This window comes from Bradyrhizobium sp. 2TAF24 (assembly GCF_052115025.1).
GTDB lineage: Bacteria > Pseudomonadota > Alphaproteobacteria > Rhizobiales > Xanthobacteraceae > Bradyrhizobium_A.
Genome location: NZ_JBFRFW010000006.1, coordinates 252,819 through 271,498, shown reverse-complemented (window position 1 = coordinate 271,498; position 18,680 = coordinate 252,819). Strand labels below are relative to the sequence as shown.

General features: G+C 67.7%; 13 protein-coding genes. 12 read left to right on the top strand and 1 reads right to left on the bottom strand.

What is annotated here, in order from left to right:
* Positions 1 to 15: 15 nt before the first annotated feature.
* The 7 genes from AB4Z37_RS12270 to AB4Z37_RS12240 all read left to right on the top strand — a co-directional run bounded on the left by AB4Z37_RS12270 (position 16) and on the right by AB4Z37_RS12240 (position 12,688).
* Positions 16 to 3,207 carry an efflux RND transporter permease subunit gene (locus tag AB4Z37_RS12270; protein ID WP_441517005.1) on the top strand — a complete coding sequence of 1,064 codons (3,192 nt, stop codon included), beginning with the start codon at positions 16 to 18 and terminating at the stop codon, positions 3,205 to 3,207.
* Positions 3,197 to 4,396 (top strand): efflux RND transporter periplasmic adaptor subunit, encoded by a 1,200-nt coding sequence (locus AB4Z37_RS12265; protein WP_441517004.1) that lies wholly within the window; start codon positions 3,197 to 3,199, stop codon positions 4,394 to 4,396. Before AB4Z37_RS12270 ends, AB4Z37_RS12265 begins: the two co-directional genes overlap by 11 nt.
* A gap of 163 nt (positions 4,397 to 4,559) precedes the next feature.
* Entirely contained in the window at positions 4,560 to 5,654 is a 1,095-nt protein-coding gene (locus AB4Z37_RS12260) for an HD-GYP domain-containing protein (protein ID WP_441517003.1), read from the top strand.
* Between the two features lie 339 nt (positions 5,655 to 5,993).
* Entirely contained in the window at positions 5,994 to 7,250 is a 1,257-nt protein-coding gene (locus AB4Z37_RS12255; protein ID WP_441517002.1) for an efflux RND transporter periplasmic adaptor subunit, read from the top strand.
* On the top strand, positions 7,247 to 10,408 hold the full coding sequence (locus tag AB4Z37_RS12250) for an efflux RND transporter permease subunit (RefSeq protein ID WP_441517001.1): 3,162 nt from the start codon (positions 7,247 to 7,249) through the stop codon (positions 10,406 to 10,408). Before AB4Z37_RS12255 ends, AB4Z37_RS12250 begins: the two co-directional genes overlap by 4 nt.
* A 180-nt stretch (positions 10,409 to 10,588) precedes the next feature.
* Positions 10,589 to 11,755: a saccharopine dehydrogenase family protein gene (locus AB4Z37_RS12245; protein ID WP_441517000.1), complete on the top strand. Its 1,167-nt coding sequence runs from the start codon at positions 10,589 to 10,591 to the stop codon at positions 11,753 to 11,755.
* 36 nt (positions 11,756 to 11,791) lie between these two features.
* Complete coding sequence (locus AB4Z37_RS12240) at positions 11,792 to 12,688, top strand: alpha/beta fold hydrolase (protein WP_441516999.1); 897 nt, start codon at positions 11,792 to 11,794, stop codon at positions 12,686 to 12,688.
* 80 nt (positions 12,689 to 12,768) lie between these two features.
* Here AB4Z37_RS12240 and AB4Z37_RS12235 read toward each other — a convergent pair whose 3' ends face one another.
* Entirely contained in the window at positions 12,769 to 13,182 is a 414-nt protein-coding gene (locus AB4Z37_RS12235; protein WP_441516998.1) for a DUF2147 domain-containing protein, read from the bottom strand.
* A gap of 207 nt (positions 13,183 to 13,389) precedes the next feature.
* Here AB4Z37_RS12235 and AB4Z37_RS12230 point away from each other — a divergent pair, with 207 nt between their 5' ends.
* The 5 genes from AB4Z37_RS12230 (at position 13,390) to AB4Z37_RS12210 (ending at position 18,673) form a co-directional block, all read left to right on the top strand.
* On the top strand, positions 13,390 to 14,508 hold the full coding sequence (locus tag AB4Z37_RS12230) for a MipA/OmpV family protein (RefSeq protein ID WP_441516997.1): 1,119 nt from the start codon (positions 13,390 to 13,392) through the stop codon (positions 14,506 to 14,508).
* 28 nt (positions 14,509 to 14,536) lie between these two features.
* A complete protein-coding gene (locus AB4Z37_RS12225) occupies positions 14,537 to 15,760 on the top strand; it encodes a saccharopine dehydrogenase family protein (RefSeq protein ID WP_441516996.1) in 1,224 nt (407 codons plus the stop codon).
* A 1-nt stretch (position 15,761) separates the two neighbouring features.
* Positions 15,762 to 16,382: a hypothetical protein gene (locus AB4Z37_RS12220; RefSeq protein ID WP_441516995.1), complete on the top strand. Its 621-nt coding sequence runs from the start codon at positions 15,762 to 15,764 to the stop codon at positions 16,380 to 16,382.
* Between the two features lie 14 nt (positions 16,383 to 16,396).
* Positions 16,397 to 16,990: a TetR/AcrR family transcriptional regulator gene (locus tag AB4Z37_RS12215; protein WP_441516994.1), complete on the top strand. Its 594-nt coding sequence runs from the start codon at positions 16,397 to 16,399 to the stop codon at positions 16,988 to 16,990.
* Positions 16,991 to 17,212: 222 nt separating this feature from the next.
* Positions 17,213 to 18,673 carry a flavin-containing monooxygenase gene (locus AB4Z37_RS12210; RefSeq protein WP_441516993.1) on the top strand — a complete coding sequence of 487 codons (1,461 nt, stop codon included), beginning with the start codon at positions 17,213 to 17,215 and terminating at the stop codon, positions 18,671 to 18,673.
* Positions 18,674 to 18,680: the final 7 nt, after the last annotated feature.

Genomic DNA, 18,680 nt, shown 5'->3' with positions numbered 1-18,680 from the left:
GGAAGCTTTACGTCAATGATCGGCCTTGTCCGCATCGCGCTGACGCGTCCCTATACCTTTGTCGTGCTCGCGCTATTGATCCTGATCGTCGGGCCGCTGGCGGCGCTGCGCACGCCGACCGACATTTTTCCCGAGATCCGCATCCCGGTGATCGGCGTCGTCTGGCAGTACACCGGCCTGCCGCCGGACCAGATGTCCGGCCGCATCACCACGCCGTTCCAGAAGGCGCTGACCACCACGGTCAACGACATCGAGCATATCGAGGCCAACTCCTATAGCGGCTTCGGCATCATCAAGATCTTCTTCCAGCCCAACGTCGACATCCGCACCGCCAACGCCCAGGTCACGGCAATCTCGCAGACGCTGATCAAGCAGATGCCGCCGGGCGCGACCCCGCCGCTGATCCTGAACTACAGCGCCGCCACCGTGCCGATCCTGCAGATCGCGCTCGGCGGCGAGGGCCTCAGCGAGCAGAACCTCGGCGACCTCGCCATCAATGTGGTGCGCACGCCGCTCGTCACCATCCCGGGCGCCGCGATCCCGTACCCGTTCGGCGGCAAGCAGCGCCAGATCCAGATCGACCTCAATTCCGCCGCGATGCAGGCCCGCGGCCTGTCCGGCCAGGACGTCGCCAACACGCTGGCGGCTCAGAACCTGATCACCCCGGTCGGCACCCAGAAGATCGGCGCGTTCGAGTACACCATCCAGCTCAACAACGCGGCGACGCGGCTCGAGGACCTCGGCAGCCTGCCGATCAAGGCGGTCAACGGCGCCATGGTCTACCTGCGCGACGTCGCCGAGGTGCGCGACGGCAACCCGCCGCAGACCAACATCGTCCATGTCGACGGCAATCGCTCGGCGCTGCTCCAGGTGCTCAAGAACGGCTCGGCGTCGACGCTCGCCATCATCGCCGGCATCAAGCAGATGCTGGTGGAGATGCGCGGCACCCTGCCGGAGCAGCTCAAGGTGTCGCTGCTCGCCGACCAGTCGGTGTTCGTGCGCGGCGCCATCACCGGGGTCGCGACCGAAGGCGCCATCGCCGCGGCGCTGACCAGCCTGATGATCCTGTTGTTCCTCGGCAGTTGGCGCTCGACCGTCATCATCGCCACCTCGATCCCGCTCGCCATCCTCGGCTCGATCATCGCGCTGTCGGCGATCGGCGAGACGCTCAACATCATGACGCTGGGCGGCCTCGCGCTCGCCGTCGGCATCCTGGTCGACGACGCCACGGTGACCATCGAGAACATCAACTGGCATATCGAGCACGGCAAGGACGTCGAGACCTCGATCATGGACGGCGCGGCGCAGATCGTGACGCCGGCGTTCGTCTCGCTGCTGTGCATCTGCATCGTGTTCGTGCCGATGTTCTTCCTGGAGGGCGTCGCGCGCTTCCTGTTCGTGCCGATGGCCGAAGCCGTGATCTTCGCCATGATCTGCTCGTTCATCCTGTCGCGCACCCTGGTGCCGACCATGGCGAACTATCTGCTGCGTGCCCATGACGTGCACGGCCATGGCGAAGGTAAAGGCGAAGGCGAGGGCGCGCCGCGCTCGCGCAATCCCCTGGTGCGCTTCCAGCGCGGCTTCGAGGCCGGCTTCGAGCGGCTCCGCGCCGGCTATCGCGACCTGCTCGATCTCGCGCTCCACCATCGCGGCGTGTTCGTCGGCGGCTTCCTGCTGGTCGTGGCGGCTTCGTTCCTGCTGACACCGTTCCTCGGGCGCAACTTCTTCCCCGCGGTCGACACCGGCCAGATCCTGATGCATGTGCGCACCCAGGTCGGCACCCGTGTCGAGGAGACCGCCGGCCAGTTCGCCGACATCCAGAAGGCGATCCGCCGCCTGATCCCCCCCGATCAGCTCGACACCATGGTCGACAACATCGGCATGCCGATCAGCGGCATCAACATGACCTACAACAACACCGGTGTGATCGGCACCCAGGACGGCGACATCCAGATCAAGCTCAAGGAAGATCATCGTCCGACCGCCGAATACGTCCAGCTGCTGCGCGAGGAGCTGCCGCGCGCGTTTCCGGGCGTGACCTTCGCGTTCCTGCCGGCCGACATCGTCAGCCAGATCCTCAACTTCGGTGCGCCGGCGCCGATCGACCTGCAGGTCCGCGGCGCCAACCTGCCGGCCAACTTCGCCTACGCCAACCTGCTGCTCGGCAAGATCCGCCACATCCCCGGTATCGCGGACGCCCGCATCCAGCAGTCGCAGAGCAATCCGACCTTCAATGTCGACGTCGATCGCACGCGGGCGCAGTACATCGGCTTGACCGAGCGCGACGTCACCAACAGTCTGGTGGTGAACCTCGCCGGCAGCTCGCAGGTCGCGCCGACCTACTGGCTCAACCCCGACAACGGCGTGTCGTATCCGATCGTGATGCAGACGCCGCAGTACCAGATCGACTCGTTGAGCGCGCTGCAGACCCTGCCGATCACCGCGGCCGGCATCGGCTCGCTGCCGATCCTCGGCGGCATCGCCAACATCAACCGCACCACCTCGAACGCGGTGGTGTCCCAGTACAACATCCAGTCGATGGTGCAGATCTACGCGACGCCGCAGGGCCGCGATCTCGGCGCGGTCGCCGCCGACGTGCAGCGGGCGATCGCCGACACCGCCAGGGACGTGCCGAAGGGCAGCAGCGTCGTGCTGCTCGGGCAGGTCAAGACCATGAACAGCGCCTTCGCCGGACTGCTGTTCGGCCTGCTCGGCGCGGTGGTCCTGATCTACCTGCTGATCGTCGTCAACTTCCAGTCGTGGTCGGACCCGTTCGTCATCATCACCGCGCTGCCGGCGGCGCTCGCCGGCATCGTCTGGATGCTGTTCGCCACCCAGACCACGCTGTCGGTGCCGGCGCTGACCGGCGCCATCATGTGCATGGGCGTCGCCACCGCCAACAGCGTGCTGGTCATCAGCTTCGCCCGCGAGCGCCTCGGTGCGCTGGGCGATGCGGTCGCCGCCGCCCGCGAGGCCGGCTTCGTCCGCTTCCGCCCGGTGCTGATGACCGCGCTCGCCATGATCATCGGCATGGCACCGATGGCGCTCGGTCTCGGCGAGGGTGGCGAGCAGAATGCGCCGCTCGGCCGCGCCGTGATCGGCGGCCTTATTTTCGCAACCCTTGCTACGCTGATGTTCGTTCCCGTGGTCTTCAGTCTGGTCCATGGACGACGGCACGCGCCAACGGAGACGCACCATGCCGCTTGAACCGACCCCGCCCGCGATCAGCCGCCGCAAGCTCGGCATCGCCGGCCTGCTCGCCGGCGCCGCGGTGATCGTCGTGGTGGTCACCGGCATGGTTGCCCGCGAGAAGGGCGATGCCCACCTGCGGGAATGGACCGAGGCCCAGGCGATCCCGACGGTCGCCGTGGCGCTGCCCGACGGCAAGACGCTCAATCCCGTGCTCAACCTGCCGGGGCGGCTCGAGGCCTATTTCCGGGCGCCGATCTACGCCCGCGTCAGCGGCTATGTCCGGGACTGGAAGGTCGACATCGGCGCCCGCGTCAAATCCGGCGACCTGCTTGCCGAGATCGAGGCGCCGGATCTCGACCAGCAGCTGCTGCAGGCCCGCGCCGATCTCCTCAACGCCCAGGCCGCGGCCAAGCTCTCGGAGGCGACGCTGAAGCGCCGCCAGGCGCTGCTGACCCAGAGCTTCGCCTCCCAGCAGGACGTCGACGAGCGCACTGCCGACCTCAACAGCAAGACCGCGCTGGTGAAGTCGGGTCAGGCCAATGTCGACCGCCTCGAGGCRCTCGCCGGCTACAAGCGCCTCACCGCGCCGTTCGACGGCATCGTCACCGCGCGCGACACCGATGTCGGGGCGCTGATCAATGCCGGCAGCGGCGGTTCGGCGATGTTCGTGATCTCGAGCACCGGCAAGCTGCGCGTCTATGTCAACGTGCCGCAGACCTACGTGCCGCTGATCAAGGTCGGCACCCGAGCGATGGTCTCGGTGCCGGAATATCCCGACCGCGCCTTCCCGGCGGTGGTGGAATCGTCGTCGCAGGCGGTCGATGTCGGCTCGGGCACCACCCGCATGCAGCTCGGCGTCACGAACGACAAGGGCGAGCTGCTGCCGGGCAGCTACAGCAATGTCCGCCTCGACCTGTCGCGCGACGTGCAGCCGCTGCACATTCCGGCCAGCGCCCTCATTTTCGATCAGAACGGCCTGCGGGTCGCAACCGTCGGGGCGGGCGACCGCGTCGCCTTCAAGAAGGTGACGATCGCCCGCGATCTCGGCCGCGAGATCGAGATCGCCTCGGGGCTTGCCGCCGACGACCGCATCATCGTGACGCCGCCGGATGGTCTTGCCGAGAACGATCAGGTGCGGATCGCAGGTCCCGCCCAGCGCAAGACCGGGCCGACCGCGTCGGCAAACCCCGACCGAAAGGGCTGACGGCGCGGCGGCTGCCGCGCCCGGAGCCCGCGCAAAGCGTGGCTCGACATCCTTCAAATTTTATCGATTTCCCCGATAACGCATTCATAATACTCGTTAATCTCCGGGAACGGTTTTTCCTGTACATCCTCGACGAAGCATGGGGCATCGTTGAGGTTTGAGTATGTCGTTAGTCGATGGTTCTCTCGGCCGGAGGTACTTGCTTCTGGCGTCCGATCGGGGTGACCGCAGCAGCGAGCTGGCGCGGATCATGTCGGTCGTCGGCAATGTCGACGTGGTGTCGACCGCGGACATGCCGGAGAAGCCACTGAAGAGCCTGTCCGGCATCGTGGTCGATATCGACCTGCGCTCGACCGAGAGCGTGCAGCGGGTGCGCCGCAAGCTGGTCGCCAAGGCCTACCAGTCGATGCCGCGCCTGTTCGTGCTCGCCGATACGCTGCATCACGGCTCGACCCAGGCCTGGGCGCTGGGCGCCACCGATACCATCCAGCGGCCGTTCGAAGCCGATGCGGTGCTGCGCCGCCTCAACGCCTCGTTCGCCTATACCCAGGAGAAGGAAGAGACCAGCGCGAGCCGCGAGGCGCTGTCGCGCGGGGTCGCTGCGGCCCATGCGGTGCTGGTGCGGGTGTTCGAGAAGCTCCGCGCCGGTGTGCCGCTGACCCCCGATGACGTCATGCAGGAGGAAACGCGCATCCTCAAGGCGCTCAAGCGCTCATCGCTGAAGGAGTGGGTGCTCGCGGTCCGCCGTCACCACAACCGCAGCTACCGCCACTGCCTGCTGGTCACCGGTTTTGCGGTGGCGTTCGGCCAGCACCTCGGCATGCGCGAGGAGGACCAGCGCCGTCTCGCCCGCGCCGGCCTGATTCACGACGTCGGCAAGGCGTTCATCCCGCTCTCGATCCTCAACAAGGCCGACGCGCTGACGGACGACGAGGATGCGGTGATGCGCGAGCATACCCGCCGCGGCTATGACGCGCTGGCGGCGCAGGCGAGCTTCCCGCGCGAGATGCTCGACGTGGTGCTGCATCACCATGAGCTGCTCGACGGCACCGGCTATCCCGACCAGCTGCGCAACGGCGACATTTCCGACATCGTGCGCATCATCACCATGGTCGACGTGTTCGCCGCGCTGGTGGAGCGCAGCGGCCAGGACACCTCGCTCTCCCGCGAGGCTGCGTTCGGCACGCTGGAGCACATGGGCGACAAGCTCGACCAGCAGCTGGTGCAGGCGTTCCGTCCGGTGGCGTTCGGCTCCTGAGCGAACGATCCCGAACGAAACGGCCGAGCGGCATCTGGCTGCCGCTCGAGCGTGTTTGATGTCCGTGTGGTCATACCGCGCGTCCGCCCCGCCATTCACCGCGACCGCGCGTGGAACCCGTGACGTTCGCCGCGCGGTTGCCGCCGTCTCGCGTGTGGTTGCGCCGTCAAAATTCCCCGCTATCATTCCCTCGTCATCCCGGGTCGAGCTTGTCTCTGCACGTCCGGCTCGCTCCCATCATGCTGTCGCCGTCCGATCCAGCCTCGGGAGCGAAGGGGAATGCAACGGGCCAAGATGTGTTGCGCAGGGCCTGCCAGCGCGGGACGATGGGCAAGCCTGTTGAGGTCCCGCCCCCTGTGGGCCGGCCTGCTGCTCGCTCTCCCGATCCTTGCCATTTCTGACTTGCCGCTGCGCGCCCAGCCGGCGCCGGCCGGACCGCCGGCGGTGGGAGTGGTCGAGGCCTCCATCCGGCCGATCATCGAATCCAGCGAGTTCCTCGGCCGCATCGAGGCCACCAACCGCGTCAACGTGGTCGCCCGCGTCACCGCGTTCATGGACAAGCGCCTCTATGACGAGGGCTCCGAGGTCAAGGCCGGCGATCGGCTGTACGTGCTGGAGCGCGGCCCGTTCGAGGCGGATCTCGCCGCCAAGAAGGCGAACGTCGAGCAGCTGCAGGCCAATCTCGACCTCGCCAAGCTGACCACCGAACGCCAGAAGACGCTGCTCGCCGGTCCCGCCGGGCAGCAGTCGAGCTATGACGCCGCGGTCGCCAACCAGCGCGCCCTCGAGGCCCAGGTGCAGGCCGCCGATGCCCAGGTGCAGACCTCGCAGATCAACCTCGACTACACCGACATCCATGCGCCGATCGACGGCCGCATCGGCCGCACCGCGGTGACCGTCGGCAATGTCGTCAGTCCGAGCTCCGGCGTGCTCACCACCATCGTCAGCCAGGACCCGATGTATGTCACCTTTCCGGTGTCGGTGCGCCAGGTGCTCGACCTGCGCGACCAGTATGCCGGGCAGGGCGGCTACAGTGCCGTGGTGATCCGTGTCCGCCTGCCCAACGGCAAGGTCTACAGCCAGACCGGCAAGCTCGATTTCGCCGAGAACACGGTGACGTCCAGCACCGACACCATCCTGCTGCGCGGCACCATCCCCAATCCCGCGCTGCTGTCGACGGCCAATGACGGCACCCTGCGCGAATTGATCGACGGCGAGTTCGTCACCGTGCTGCTGGAGGGCGTGCAGCCGGTGCAGGTGCTGGCGGTGCCGCGCGCGGCGGTGCTGTCGGACCAGCAGGGCGACTATGTCTATGTGGTCGGCCCTGACAGCAAGGCCGAGCAGCGCCGCATCAAGCTGGGGCAGTCGACCACCACCGTCGCGGCGGTGATTGGCGGACTGACGAAGGGCGACAAGGTCATCGTCGAGGGGCTGCAGCGGGTGCGGCCGGGGCAGGCGGTGGCGCCGGGGCCGCCGAGCCCGCAACTGCAGTCGACCATGAACGCCGAGACCTCGAACGCCGGCGGCGCGCCGGCCGCGGACAAGGCCGGAGCGTCCGGCGGGGCCAACTCCCAGCCTGCGGGCAGCGGCAAATGATCTCGTCGGTCTTCGTCGATCGTCCGCGCCTCGCCATCGTCATCGCGCTGGTGATGACGATTGCCGGCGTGCTGGCGCTGACCCGCATTCCGGTGGCGCAGTTTCCCGACATCGTGCCGCCGCAGGTCACGGTGTCCGGCGTCTTCCCTGGCGCCTCGGCCGAGGTGGTGGAGGCGAGCGTCGGGCAGCCGCTGGAGGCGCAGGTCGTCGGCGTCGACAAGATGCTCTACATGAAGTCGACCAGCGGCAACGACGGCACCTACACGCTGACCGTGTCGTTCGCGCTCGGCACCGATCCCGACATCAACACCGTCAACGTCAACAACCGCGTGCAGACCGCGCTGTCGCAACTGCCGTCCGAGGTGCAGCAGCAGGGCCTCGTCGTCGCCAAGAAGTCCTCGGCAGTGCTGCAGTTCATCACGCTGTACAGCGACAATGGCGAGCAGGATCCGCTGTTCATCACCAACTACGCCATCATCAACGTGCTCGATGCGATCTCGCGCACGCCCGGCGTCGGCCAAGCCAGCCTGTTCGCCAAGCTGAACTATTCGATGCGGATCTGGTTCGATACCCAGCGCCTCACCAGCCTCAACCTCGCGCCCTCCGACGTCGTCAGCGCGATCCGGGCGCAGAGCGTGCAGGCCGCGGTCGGCCGCATCGGCGCCCGCCCGATCAGCGACCAGCAGCAGTTCCAGTTCAACGTTCAGACGCAGGGCCGCCTGTCCACCGCGGCGCAGTTCGGCGACATCGTGCTGCGCGCCAATCCCGACGGCTCGGTGCTGCGCATCCGCGACGTCGCGCGGGTCGAGATCGGGGCGCAGAACCTCGACAGCGAGTCGCGCATCGACGGCCGGCCGTCGGTGCCGATCGGCATTTATCTGGCGCCCGGCGCCAATGCGGTGAAGACCGCGGCGGCGGTGCAGGCGACGCTGAAGAAGGCGTCGGAGCGCTTTCCGGCCGGCCTCAAATACATGGTGATGTACGATTCCACCGACTTCGTGCAGGACACCATCCATGAGGTGATGAAGACGCTGTTCGAGGCATTCATCCTGGTGGTGATCGTGGTGTTCCTGTTCCTCGGCAACCTGCGCGCCACCATCATCCCGGCGGTCGCGGTGCCGGTCAGCCTGATCGGCACTTTCGTGGTGCTGCTGGCGCTGGGCTATTCCGCCAACACCGTGTCGCTGCTCGCCATGGTGCTGGCGATCGGCATCGTGGTCGACGACGCCATCGTCGTCGTCGAGAACGTCGAGCGGGTGATGGAGGAGGAGCCGGAGCTGTCGCCGGCGGACGCCACCAAGAAGGCGATGGCCCAGATCACCGCGCCGGTGATCGCGATCACCCTGGTGCTGCTGTCGGTGTTCGTGCCGATCGCCTTCATCCCCGGCATTTCCGGCGAGCTGTTCCGCCAGTTCGCGGTGACGATCTCCGCGGCGATGGTGATCTCGGCGATCAACGCGCTGACGCTGTCGCCGGCGCTGTGCGCTGTGTTCCTGCGCCATACCGGGCCGCGCCACGGCATCATGGGCCGCGTCAGCGACGGCATCGACTGGGTGCGCGACCGTTATGCCGGCGGCGTGCACCGCCTGGTGCGGATGGCGACATTGTCGCTGGTCGCCGTGCTGGTGTTCGCGGGCAGCATTTTCGGCCTGTCGCTGATCACCCCGACCGGCTTCCTGCCGGAGGAAGACCAGGGCGCGTTCTTCGTCATGGTGCAACTGCCCGACGGCGCGTCGGTGGCGCGCTCCAGCACGGTCACCGAGCAGGTCGAGGCCATCCTCAAGCCGCTGCCGGGCGTCGCCCATGTGCTGTCGATCGTCGGCTTCTCGCTGCTCGACGGCGCCTCCGAGCCGAACGCCACCTTCATCGTGGTGCGCCTCAAGCCGTTCGCCGACCGCACCGCCGTCACCGAGAGCGCGCAGGCGCTGATCGGCCGCACGTTCGGTGCCGGCAGTCAGGTCCGCCAGGCCAGCGTGCTGCCGTTCAACCTGCCGCCGATCATCGGGCTGTCCACCAGCGGCGGATTCGAGTATCAGCTCGAGGCGCTGGAGGGGCAGGACCCGGCGGCGATGAGCAGCGTGATGGGGGGGCTGATCGGCGCCGCCAACCGCGACGCGCGGCTGACGCGGGTGTTCTCCACCTTCACCGCCACCAATCCCTCGCTCTATCTCGACATCGACCGCGCCAAGGCGCAGGCGCTGGGCCTGAACATGAGCGACGTGTTCAGCGCGCTGCAGGCCACCCTCGGCGGCATCTACGTCAACAACTTCAACCTCTATGGCCGCACCTGGCAGGTCAATGTCCAGGGCGAGGCGGCCGACCGCGGCGACATCCCGGCGATCTGGCAGATCTATGTCCGCAACAAGGCCGGCGAGATGGTGCCGATGCGCTCGATCGCCAGCCTCAAGATCGTGCAGGGGCCACAGGTCATCAGCCGCTACAACAACTACCGGTCCATCACCATCAATGGCGGCCCGGCGCCGGGCATCTCTTCCGGCAGCGCGATCGCGGCGATGGGCGAGGTGTCGAGCCGCACCCTGCCGGCGGGCTACAGCTATGAATGGACCGGCACCGCCTATCAGGAGCAGCAGGCCTCCGGCCAGACCGGCGCCATCCTCGCGCTCGCGGTGCTGTTCGCCTACCTGTTCCTGGTGGCGCTGTACGAGAGCTGGACCATTCCCGTGCCGGTGCTGCTGTCGGTCGTGGTCGGCGTGCTCGGCTCGTTCATCGGCATCAAGCTCGCCGGGCTCAGCCTCGATCTCTACGGCCAGATCGGCCTCGTGGTGCTGATCGCGCTCGCGGCCAAGAACGGCATCCTCATCGTCGAGTTCGCCAAGGAGCGCCGCGAGGAGGGCGAGGGCATCCTGGAGGCGGCGGTGCTCGGCGCGCGGACGCGCTTTCGTGCCGTGATGATGACCTCGATCGCCTTCATCCTCGGCCTTGTGCCGCTGGTGATCGCCACCGGCGCCGCCCAGATCAGCCGCCGCGGCGTCGGCACCGCGGTGTTCGGCGGCATGCTGGCGGCGAGCTCGATCGGCATCTTCCTGATCCCCATGCTCTACGTCACGTTCCAGAGCATGCGCGAGTGGGTCAAGATGCGGTTCGGCGGCAAGCCCACCCCCGCGCCCCACGCGCCGCCATCGGGCGGCGCGGCTTGAGCGGGCTGAACGCAATCGTTGTCGCTGCCGCCTGAGACACGCTGCGTCGCTCCGTTTTTCAGCGTCATTCCGGGACACCGCTATTGGCAAAGGGCGCATTCTCCGCGCGCTTTCATCGCTGGACAAACATCACAACTGTTGTGTAGTTATCGCCGCTTCACGACGGAAGGAAACGGCGACATGCGGGTGGTGGTGTTGGGCGGCGCGGGCGGCATGGGGCGCACCGCGGTGCGGGTGGCTGCGGAGCTCGGTTTCGTGCGCGAGGTCGTGGTGGCCGACCGCCATCTCGCCGGCGCCGAACAGGTCGCGGCGCGGCATCGCGGCAAGGCGCGGCCGGCCCATGTCGATGTCCGCGACATGGCGGCGCTGGCGGCGGTGCTCGATGGCGCCACGGTGGTGATGAACGCCTCGGGACCGTTCTTCGAGTTGGGGGTGCCGGTGCTCGAGGCGGTGATCGCCGCCGGAGCGCATTATCTCGACATCTGCGACGACTGGGAGCCGACGCTGCAGATGCTGGCGCTCGATGCCAAGGCCAGGGCGCGCGGCGTCACCGCCATTGTCGGCATGGGCGCGAGCCCCGGCCTGACCAACCTGCTGGCGGTGGCGGCGGCGCGGACGATCGAGCGGCCGCTGGAGATCCTGACCGGCTGGTCGATCGACGGCGTGGAGGATGCGGGCGGGCAGGCGAGGGCGCCGTCGGACGAGCCGAGCGCCGCCGTCGTCCACTGGATGCAGCAACTGTCCGGCAAGATCCGCGTCCACAATGGCGGCGCGTCGGTGCTGGTGAAGCCGCTGCAGCGCCGCGAGATCGACTTTCCAGGCCATGGCCGGCTCGCGGTCTGGAGTGTCGGCCATCCCGAGGCAGTGACGCTGCCGCGGGTGTTCGGCGGCCTGCAGGCGTGCACCAATGTCATGGCCGGCTCCGACGAGCGCACCTTCGCCGGCCTGCGCGTGCTGCAGACCCTCGTCGACCGCAAGATCCTGTCGCTGAAGGAAGCCGCGCGCGAGATCGAGAAGCCGGACGGCAAGGCGAGCGCGAAACCGGCTGGTGCCGCCGAAGTGCCGTCGTTGTTCGGATGGGTGCGCGGCGAGACCGCCGGCCGCCCGGTGATCGCAGCCGCCTGGCTGCGCGGTCTGCCGGCCGGCGGCATGAGCGGGGCGACCGGCGTGCCGCTCGGCCTCGCGCTGCATCGCTTCGCAGCGGAGCGTCCGCCCGCCGGTGTCGTGACGCCGGAGGAGGCGATCGATCCCGCCTGGTTCTTCGACCTGTTCGCGCCGTTCTGCGGCTTTGGCTCCGGCGCCGATCTCGTGGCCCGCGGCGAGCTGCCGCTCGGCGTCGGAGCGTAAAGCGATCCGCCACCACCACTCAATCGAGGTGTTCCGATGCGTGACCTTCAACCCACCACCGGCCGCCCGCGGCTTGTCTGGCAGAGCGAGGGCAAATCCTCCGACGTTCCGGTGCTGCTGATCCATGGCCTCGGCCAGACACTGCATGATTGGCCGGACGCGTTCGTGGATGGCCTCACCGGCGCGGGGTGCCGGGTGATCCGTTGCGACAACCGCGACGTCGGCCGTTCGTCGCGCTTCGATCAGCTCGGCGCGCCGCCGCTGCTGCGGCTGTGGCTGTGCAGCACGCTGCGACTGCCGCAATGGGTCAAGCCGCCCTACACCGTCGCAGACATGGCGGCGGACGCGATCGCGCTGCTGGATGCGCTGAACATCCCCGCCGCCCACCTGGTCGGTGCCTCGATGGGCGGCATGATCGCCCAGCACATCGCGCTGGCCCATCCGCGGCGGGTGCGGTCACTGACGCTGATCATGTCGTCGTCGGGCGCGCCGGGGCTGCCGCCGCCGCGCGACGACGTCCAGCGGGCGCTGAGCGGCCGCGAGCCGGATGATCTGCCGGCGGCCATCGCATCCGCCCTGGCGTTCCGCCGCCTGATCGCCGGGCCGCTGCAGGCCGATGACGTCACCGAGCTCGAGCAGCGCGTCGCGCGGTCGACGGCCTATGGCTGGCCGAACCGGACGGGTGTCGCGCGCCAGTATGCGGCGATCCTGGCGGACCGCAAGCGCTGGCGCCACCTGGAGCGGATCGCGGCGCGCTGTCTCGTCGTGCACGGCGAGCACGATCCGCTGCTGCCGATTGCCCACGGCCAGGACGCGGCCGCGCGAATCGCCGGCAGCCGCTTCCTGCCGCTGGCGGCGATGGGGCACGAGATCACGCCGTCGCATGCCCAGGCCATCGTGCCGGACATCCTGCGCCTGCTGCAGCTGTCCTGAAAAAAAACGTCCATGCGCTTTGGCGCATGGACGTTCGTTGCGATCACGCCCGGGCCGCGGGGGCGGGCGTGCCTGCGTGTTCAGCGGCAGCGCGGGCTCGGCTGCGACGTCTTCGGCCAGGTCTCGCCTTCGCTGCCCCCGAGCACCAGCTTCGACGCATCGCCGGTCACGGCGAAGCCGCGTTCGGTCTTGCCGGTCGCCGGATCATAGGCCGAGGCATTGTCGCCGGAGCGCGCGAACTGCAGCACCGCCATGCCGCAGATCGGCCGCGAGCGCCGCGCCGGGTTGGGATTGGCCTGGTCGGTCTCGCCGTCCTTGAGATCCTGCCCCCACACCAGGACGCCGCAGATGTTGCTGCCGCACGGCTCGAGCTTGACGATGCCGGACTTGTCCTGGGTGATGTAGTAGCCGCTGTCGGGCACCGGTGCCGCCATGGCCGTCGTCGCGAACGCCACGGCCGCGATTGCCGCCGATATGAAATGAGCCTGTCGCATGTCACTTCCTCCTGGTCTCGATGAGAGATAAGCGGGCCGCCCGGCGTTCGTGCTCGGTCGTGCCGGCATCCCGGTCACAAATAAATCACAACAGTTGTTGTGTAGTAAACATCAATATGCTACTGCCATCGACATAACGAGTGTTATGTCGAACATGGCGGTCGTTAAACGAATGCCAGCAACGGCATCGATGGGGGAAATGCGCAGATGCGAAGTGGTGAATATTGGAGGACGCTCGTCCTCTCGTCGATGGCGGCTGTGGTCTGCGGCGCCGTTGACGTACAGGCGGCCATGGTGCGGCCGGCGGCGGCGTCGCCGCAGGCTGTGACGGATGTCGAGGCGGATGCGGATGCGGATGCGGATGCGGATCGATCGGGCGCGGCGCCGGCCGCGCAAAGCGGCGGCAAGCAAGGCAAGGCCGCAGGGCGCTCGCAGGCGAAACCGCGCGACGGCGCGACGGCGCCGCAGGACGCGCAGGCGCCGATGACATTGCCGGCGGCAAGCGGCGCGGCGGTCGAGGCCGCCGGGATCGCGGCGGTGGTGCCGGTCGATGAACCGCCGGCCGTCAAGGTCGAGGGCCACATTGGCGTCCGCCTCAGCAACCAGAGCGAGTATGAGGGCGCCAAGGGGCGCAAGACCTTCGCGGCGCCGAATCTCGAAATCACTTTCAACGATCGCTTCTTCTTCAGCATCACCGACAGCATGGGGCTCGACATCGGGGCCGACGCCAAGCCGCAGGCCGGCGTCTATCTCGTCAGCACCGAGGCGCTCAAGGTCGGGCTCGCGGTCAGCTACGAGAGTGCGTTCGACAAGAAGGGCGAGCAGTCGATCTACGCTGCCGACACCGCGGTTGCACCGGACCTGCGGTTGTTCGCGACCTATACGTTCGGCTACAACCAGGTTGCGGCGCGCTATACCCGCGTGCTCGGCGGATCGCAGAGCGAGAAGCTGTCGGTCGGCGCGTTCCACCTGTTCGAGCTCCGCCCGGACCTGACATTGACGGTCGGCGGCTCGGTGACCTGGGCCAACCAGAAAGCGGTCAATGCGCTGTTCGATCCGGTGACGACGGTGCCCGACGGCTTCGGCGGCACCATCACCGCGCGCGCGTCCGACCTGATCGAATTGTCGGGCGGCGTGGCCAAGCGCCCGTCCGCCGGCATCAAGAGCGTCGATGCCGTGGTCGCTCTCGAATACTGGTTCTCCAAATCGCTGTCGTTCGAGCTCATCGGCGCCGTGGTCTACCTCACCGACAATGTCCGAGGCACGCCGGCGGCGGAGACGCCGTGGGTGTCCGGTGTGTCGACCATCGTCAAGCACCACTTCTAGTCGGCTATCGCGTGGAAAGAAGACGATCATGACCCAAGACAACAAGCTGGTGGTTCTCGGCGGTGCCGGCGCGATGGGGCGCGTCGCCGTCAAGACGCTGCTGGGCACGGCGACGTTCGGATCGATCGTCATCGCCGACCGGGCATTCGACGCGGCGCGCAAGCTCGCCTTTGAGCTCGGCGATCCCCGCATCAAGGCGATCGGCCTCGACGTCACCGATGCCGGCGATCTGCACGCGGCGCTGGAGGGAGCCGATGTCGTGATCTCGACCGTCGGCCCGTATTACCGGTTCGGCACCACGGTGCTGCGCGCCGCGATCGCCAGCCGCACGCACTACCTCGACATCTGCGACGACTGGCAGCCGACCATCGAGCTGCTGGCGCTGGACGATGCGGCGAAGGCGGCGGGCATCACCGCGATCATCGGCGCCGGCGCGAGTCCGGGGATCTCCAATCTCCTGGCGGTGACGGCGGCGGCCGAGCTCGACCGCGTCCACACCCTGCACACGGTGTGGGGCACCGGCAAGCGCAATGCCGACGGCGACGATGTCGTCGAGAACAGCGCCGCCCTTCATCACTGGCTGGCGATGCTGACGGGCCAGATCCGGGTGCAGCGGGAAGGGGCGCTGGTCGATGTCCGTCCGCTGCAGCGCCTGGTGATCGATTTCCCGGGCGTCGGCCGCGTGCCGATCCACACCGTCGGCCATCCCGAGCCGATCTCGCTGCCGCGCCGCTTTCCGTCGCTGCGCCATAGCGTCAACGCGATGGACATGCCGCGCGGCATCATCTCGGTGCTGAAATCGGTGACCCGGCAGGTCGAGGCCAAGCGCATCGGGTTCGACGATGCCGTCGGCTATGTCGGCAAGGTGTTCGCGCGCAGCGACACGCTCGGGCTCGGCGCCGCGCTGCGCGAGGCGACGCGCTTCGCCTGGGGCGCGACGGTCGAGATCGCGACGCGCAAGAAATACCTGCCCATGCTGTCGGCCTATGCGGAGGGCACGCGGCAGGGCAGGTCGGTGCGGGTCGGGGTGTCGATGCGGGGCGAGATTCCCGGCGGCATGGCCGCCATGACCTGCGTGCCGACCGCCGTCATGGCGGAAATGCTGATGGCGGGCGAGGTCGACCGGCGCGGCGCCTTCGCCCCTGAAACCGGCGTCGATCCCGACCGCTTCTTCAGGCGGCTGGCGCCGTTCACCACCATGCCGACGCCGGAAGGATCATTGCTGCGAACCGTGCGGGAGGAGGCTGCCTGACATGACCGTTGTGACCAGTGACGCGATGAAGACCGTCCGCAAGCGCGGCGTCGGCCGGTGGTGCCTGCGCCAGATCAATCAGCACAACTATCCGGCGGCGATGTCGGCGCTGGTCGATGCCGTGATCGTCGTGCCCATTGTCTGCGTGCTCGCGCTGATCGACTACTGGGATGCCTCGACCATCCTGCTCTATGTCCCGACGCCGGATCTGACCGGCAAGTCGTTCGGGGAGATCGTGCGCATCCTGGTGATCTCGGGCGAGGAGAACGTGTTCGACCAGATCTATGGCGGCGTGATCGTGTCCTGGCTGTACTCGTTCTTCGCCTATGGCTGGATGATCCGGCAGCGCAAGGCCGGGCGGTTCGCACCCGAGCTGCCGCGTGGGGCGAGGTGGCTCTGGGCGGGCTGCTGGCGGCTCACCGTCACGCTGCTGGTCTGGATCGCCGCCACGGTGTTGGCGCAGGACCGTGTCGAGAGCTATGCCGAGGCGACCGGCCTCGACACCGCCATCACCGTCGCCCGGGCGATGGTGATCATTGCTGTCACGTCGAGCCTGATCCAGTATACATTCAGCTATGTGCTGGTATCGACGGCGTTCCGGATTCGAGGGCCGCGAGCATGATGGGACGGGATGCAATGAGGCAGTTGTCGGACAATCAGCGCGCACGGCGGGCGGACGTGGTGGAGTGCGCCTGGCGCGTGATCATCCGGGACGGTGTCGACCGCGCCAGCATCCGCTCCATCGCGCAGGAGCTCGGCGGCACCACCGGGATCGTCACCCACTACTTCCGCGACAAGGACGAACTGCTGCTGTTCGCGCTCGACCGCGTGATCAAGGCGATGCAGGGGGTTGAGTTCCCGCAGAAGAAGTCGGAGCTGACCATCAAGGCCGTCGTCGGCTGCTGGCTGAGGATCCTGCCGACCGCCAAGGAGAGCCGCGACAACTGGCGGGTGTGGACCGCGTTCATGGGCTATGCCGTCGGCCGCGAGCGGCTGATGGCGGAGTATCGCAAGAACCACAACGAGCAGGTCGCCGAGGTGTCGAAAGGCTTCGCCAGCCTGCGCGCCGCCGGCCTGCTGCATCCCAAGGGCAGCGACCGCGACGACGCCATCGCCTGCCTCGCGCTGATCGACGGCCTCGGTCTTGCCTGGGTCATCAATCCCGACCGTTATCCGGAAAAGGTCATGCGCACCGCGCTCGACGACTTCTACGCGGCACGTGCGCCGTAGGCCTGTCTGAGGAGCTTTTGGCGCTGCCACATCTGCTGCGTCATTGCCGGACGTGATCCGGCAATCCAGCTTTTGCGCGGCGTAGCAGGGCCGGCCCCGCAATGGGGGTCGAAAGGATGCCAGACGCAGTGCGTCCCAAACAATCGCAAGCTGCCGCGCTTCAGCGCGCGCTTGTCCAACAAAGATAACAACAGTTGTTATAAATTTGGAATGGAGATGCAGATGCAGCCGGAAGCGACGACCGAGCGCGAGGTGATCATTGTCGGGACCGGATTTTCCGGTCTCGCCATGGCGATCGCGCTGCTGCGGACCGGGGTCAAGAATTTCCTGGTGCTGGAGCGCGCCCAGGAGGTCGGCGGCACCTGGCGCGACAATCACTATCCGGGAGCTGCCTGCGACATTCCTTCGCATCTCTACTCCTATTCGTTCGAGGGCAAGCCGGACTGGTCGCGCAAATATCCGCGCCAGCCGGAAATCAAGGCCTACATGCAGCACACCGCGCGCAAGTATCGCGTGCTCGACCATATCCGTTTCGGCACCACGTTTCGTGGCGCGCGGTTCGATGCGGCGGCGGGCAAATGGCATGTCGATTGCGGCGAGCGCCAGTTTCGCTGCCGCTTCCTGGTGCTGGGCACCGGCGGCCTCAGCGAGCCGGCGATCCCGGCACTGCCCGGCGCCGCGACGTTCGCTGGCCCGGCCTTTCACTCGGCAGCGTGGGACCATGCGGTGGCGCTGGACGGCAAGCGGGTGGCGGTGATCGGCACCGGCGCGAGCGCAATCCAGTTCGTGCCGCAGATCGCGCCACGGGTGAAGCAGCTCGACGTCTACCAGCGCACGCCGCCCTGGATCGTGCCGCGCGACGACCGCCCCTTCACCGCGTTGGAGAAGTTCACCTTCGCGGCGCTGCCGTTCGTGCGCAAGCTCTATCGCGAGCTGATTTTCTGGCACAACGAGTATCAGGGCATCGGCATCTTCAAGCCGGACCTGATGAAGGGCGCCGAGGCGCTGGCGCGCCGCCATATCGAAAGCCAGATATCTGATCCGGCGCTGCGCGAGCAGGTCACGCCGCGCTATGCCATGGGCTGCAAGCGCATCCTGATCTCCAACGACTGGTATCCGGCGCTCGCCCGGCCGAACGTGTCGGTGGTCAGCGGCGCGATCGGCAGCATCGGCGCGGATACCATCACGACCGCCGACGGCGTCGCGCGGCCCGCCGACGTCATCATCTATGGCACCGGCTTTCAGGCGACGGCCCTGCTGCAGAACGCCGACATCGTCGGCCCCGGCGGCGTCGCGCTCAAGGAGCGCTGGGCGGCCGGCGGCGAGGCGTATCTCGGCACCAGCATCAAGGGCTTTCCCAACCTCTTCACCATCACCGGGCCGAACACCGGGCTCGGCCACAACTCGATGATCTACATGATCGAGACCAATGTGAACCAGATCCTCGAGACCATTTTGGTGGCGCGCCGCCGCAACGCGCGGCGGGTCGAGGTCAAGCCCGAGGTCCACGACCGCTACAACAGCGAGCTGCAGCGCGATCTCACTGGCACGGTGTGGCAGTCCGGCTGCCGCAGCTGGTACCAGACCGACAGCGGCAAGATCACCACCATGTGGCCCGGCTACTGCTTCCAGTTCGGCCGCCGCGCCCGCCATTTCCGCAGCGGCGACTATATCGTGGAGTAGGGGGTGT

Coding starts and splice junctions, on each gene's coding strand:
- AB4Z37_RS12235 (WP_441516998.1), bottom strand. CDS start 13,182: ATGCGACAGGCTCATTTCATATCGGCGGCAATCGCGGCCGTGGCGTTC.
- AB4Z37_RS12215 (WP_441516994.1), top strand. CDS start 16,397: ATGAGGCAGTTGTCGGACAATCAGCGCGCACGGCGGGCGGACGTGGTG.
- AB4Z37_RS12250 (WP_441517001.1), top strand. CDS start 7,247: ATGATCTCGTCGGTCTTCGTCGATCGTCCGCGCCTCGCCATCGTCATC.
- AB4Z37_RS12220 (WP_441516995.1), top strand. CDS start 15,762: ATGACCGTTGTGACCAGTGACGCGATGAAGACCGTCCGCAAGCGCGGC.
- AB4Z37_RS12225 (WP_441516996.1), top strand. CDS start 14,537: ATGACCCAAGACAACAAGCTGGTGGTTCTCGGCGGTGCCGGCGCGATG.
- AB4Z37_RS12230 (WP_441516997.1), top strand. CDS start 13,390: ATGCGAAGTGGTGAATATTGGAGGACGCTCGTCCTCTCGTCGATGGCG.
- AB4Z37_RS12270 (WP_441517005.1), top strand. CDS start 16: ATGATCGGCCTTGTCCGCATCGCGCTGACGCGTCCCTATACCTTTGTC.
- AB4Z37_RS12245 (WP_441517000.1), top strand. CDS start 10,589: ATGCGGGTGGTGGTGTTGGGCGGCGCGGGCGGCATGGGGCGCACCGCG.
- AB4Z37_RS12240 (WP_441516999.1), top strand. CDS start 11,792: ATGCGTGACCTTCAACCCACCACCGGCCGCCCGCGGCTTGTCTGGCAG.
- AB4Z37_RS12260 (WP_441517003.1), top strand. CDS start 4,560: ATGTCGTTAGTCGATGGTTCTCTCGGCCGGAGGTACTTGCTTCTGGCG.
- AB4Z37_RS12210 (WP_441516993.1), top strand. CDS start 17,213: ATGCAGCCGGAAGCGACGACCGAGCGCGAGGTGATCATTGTCGGGACC.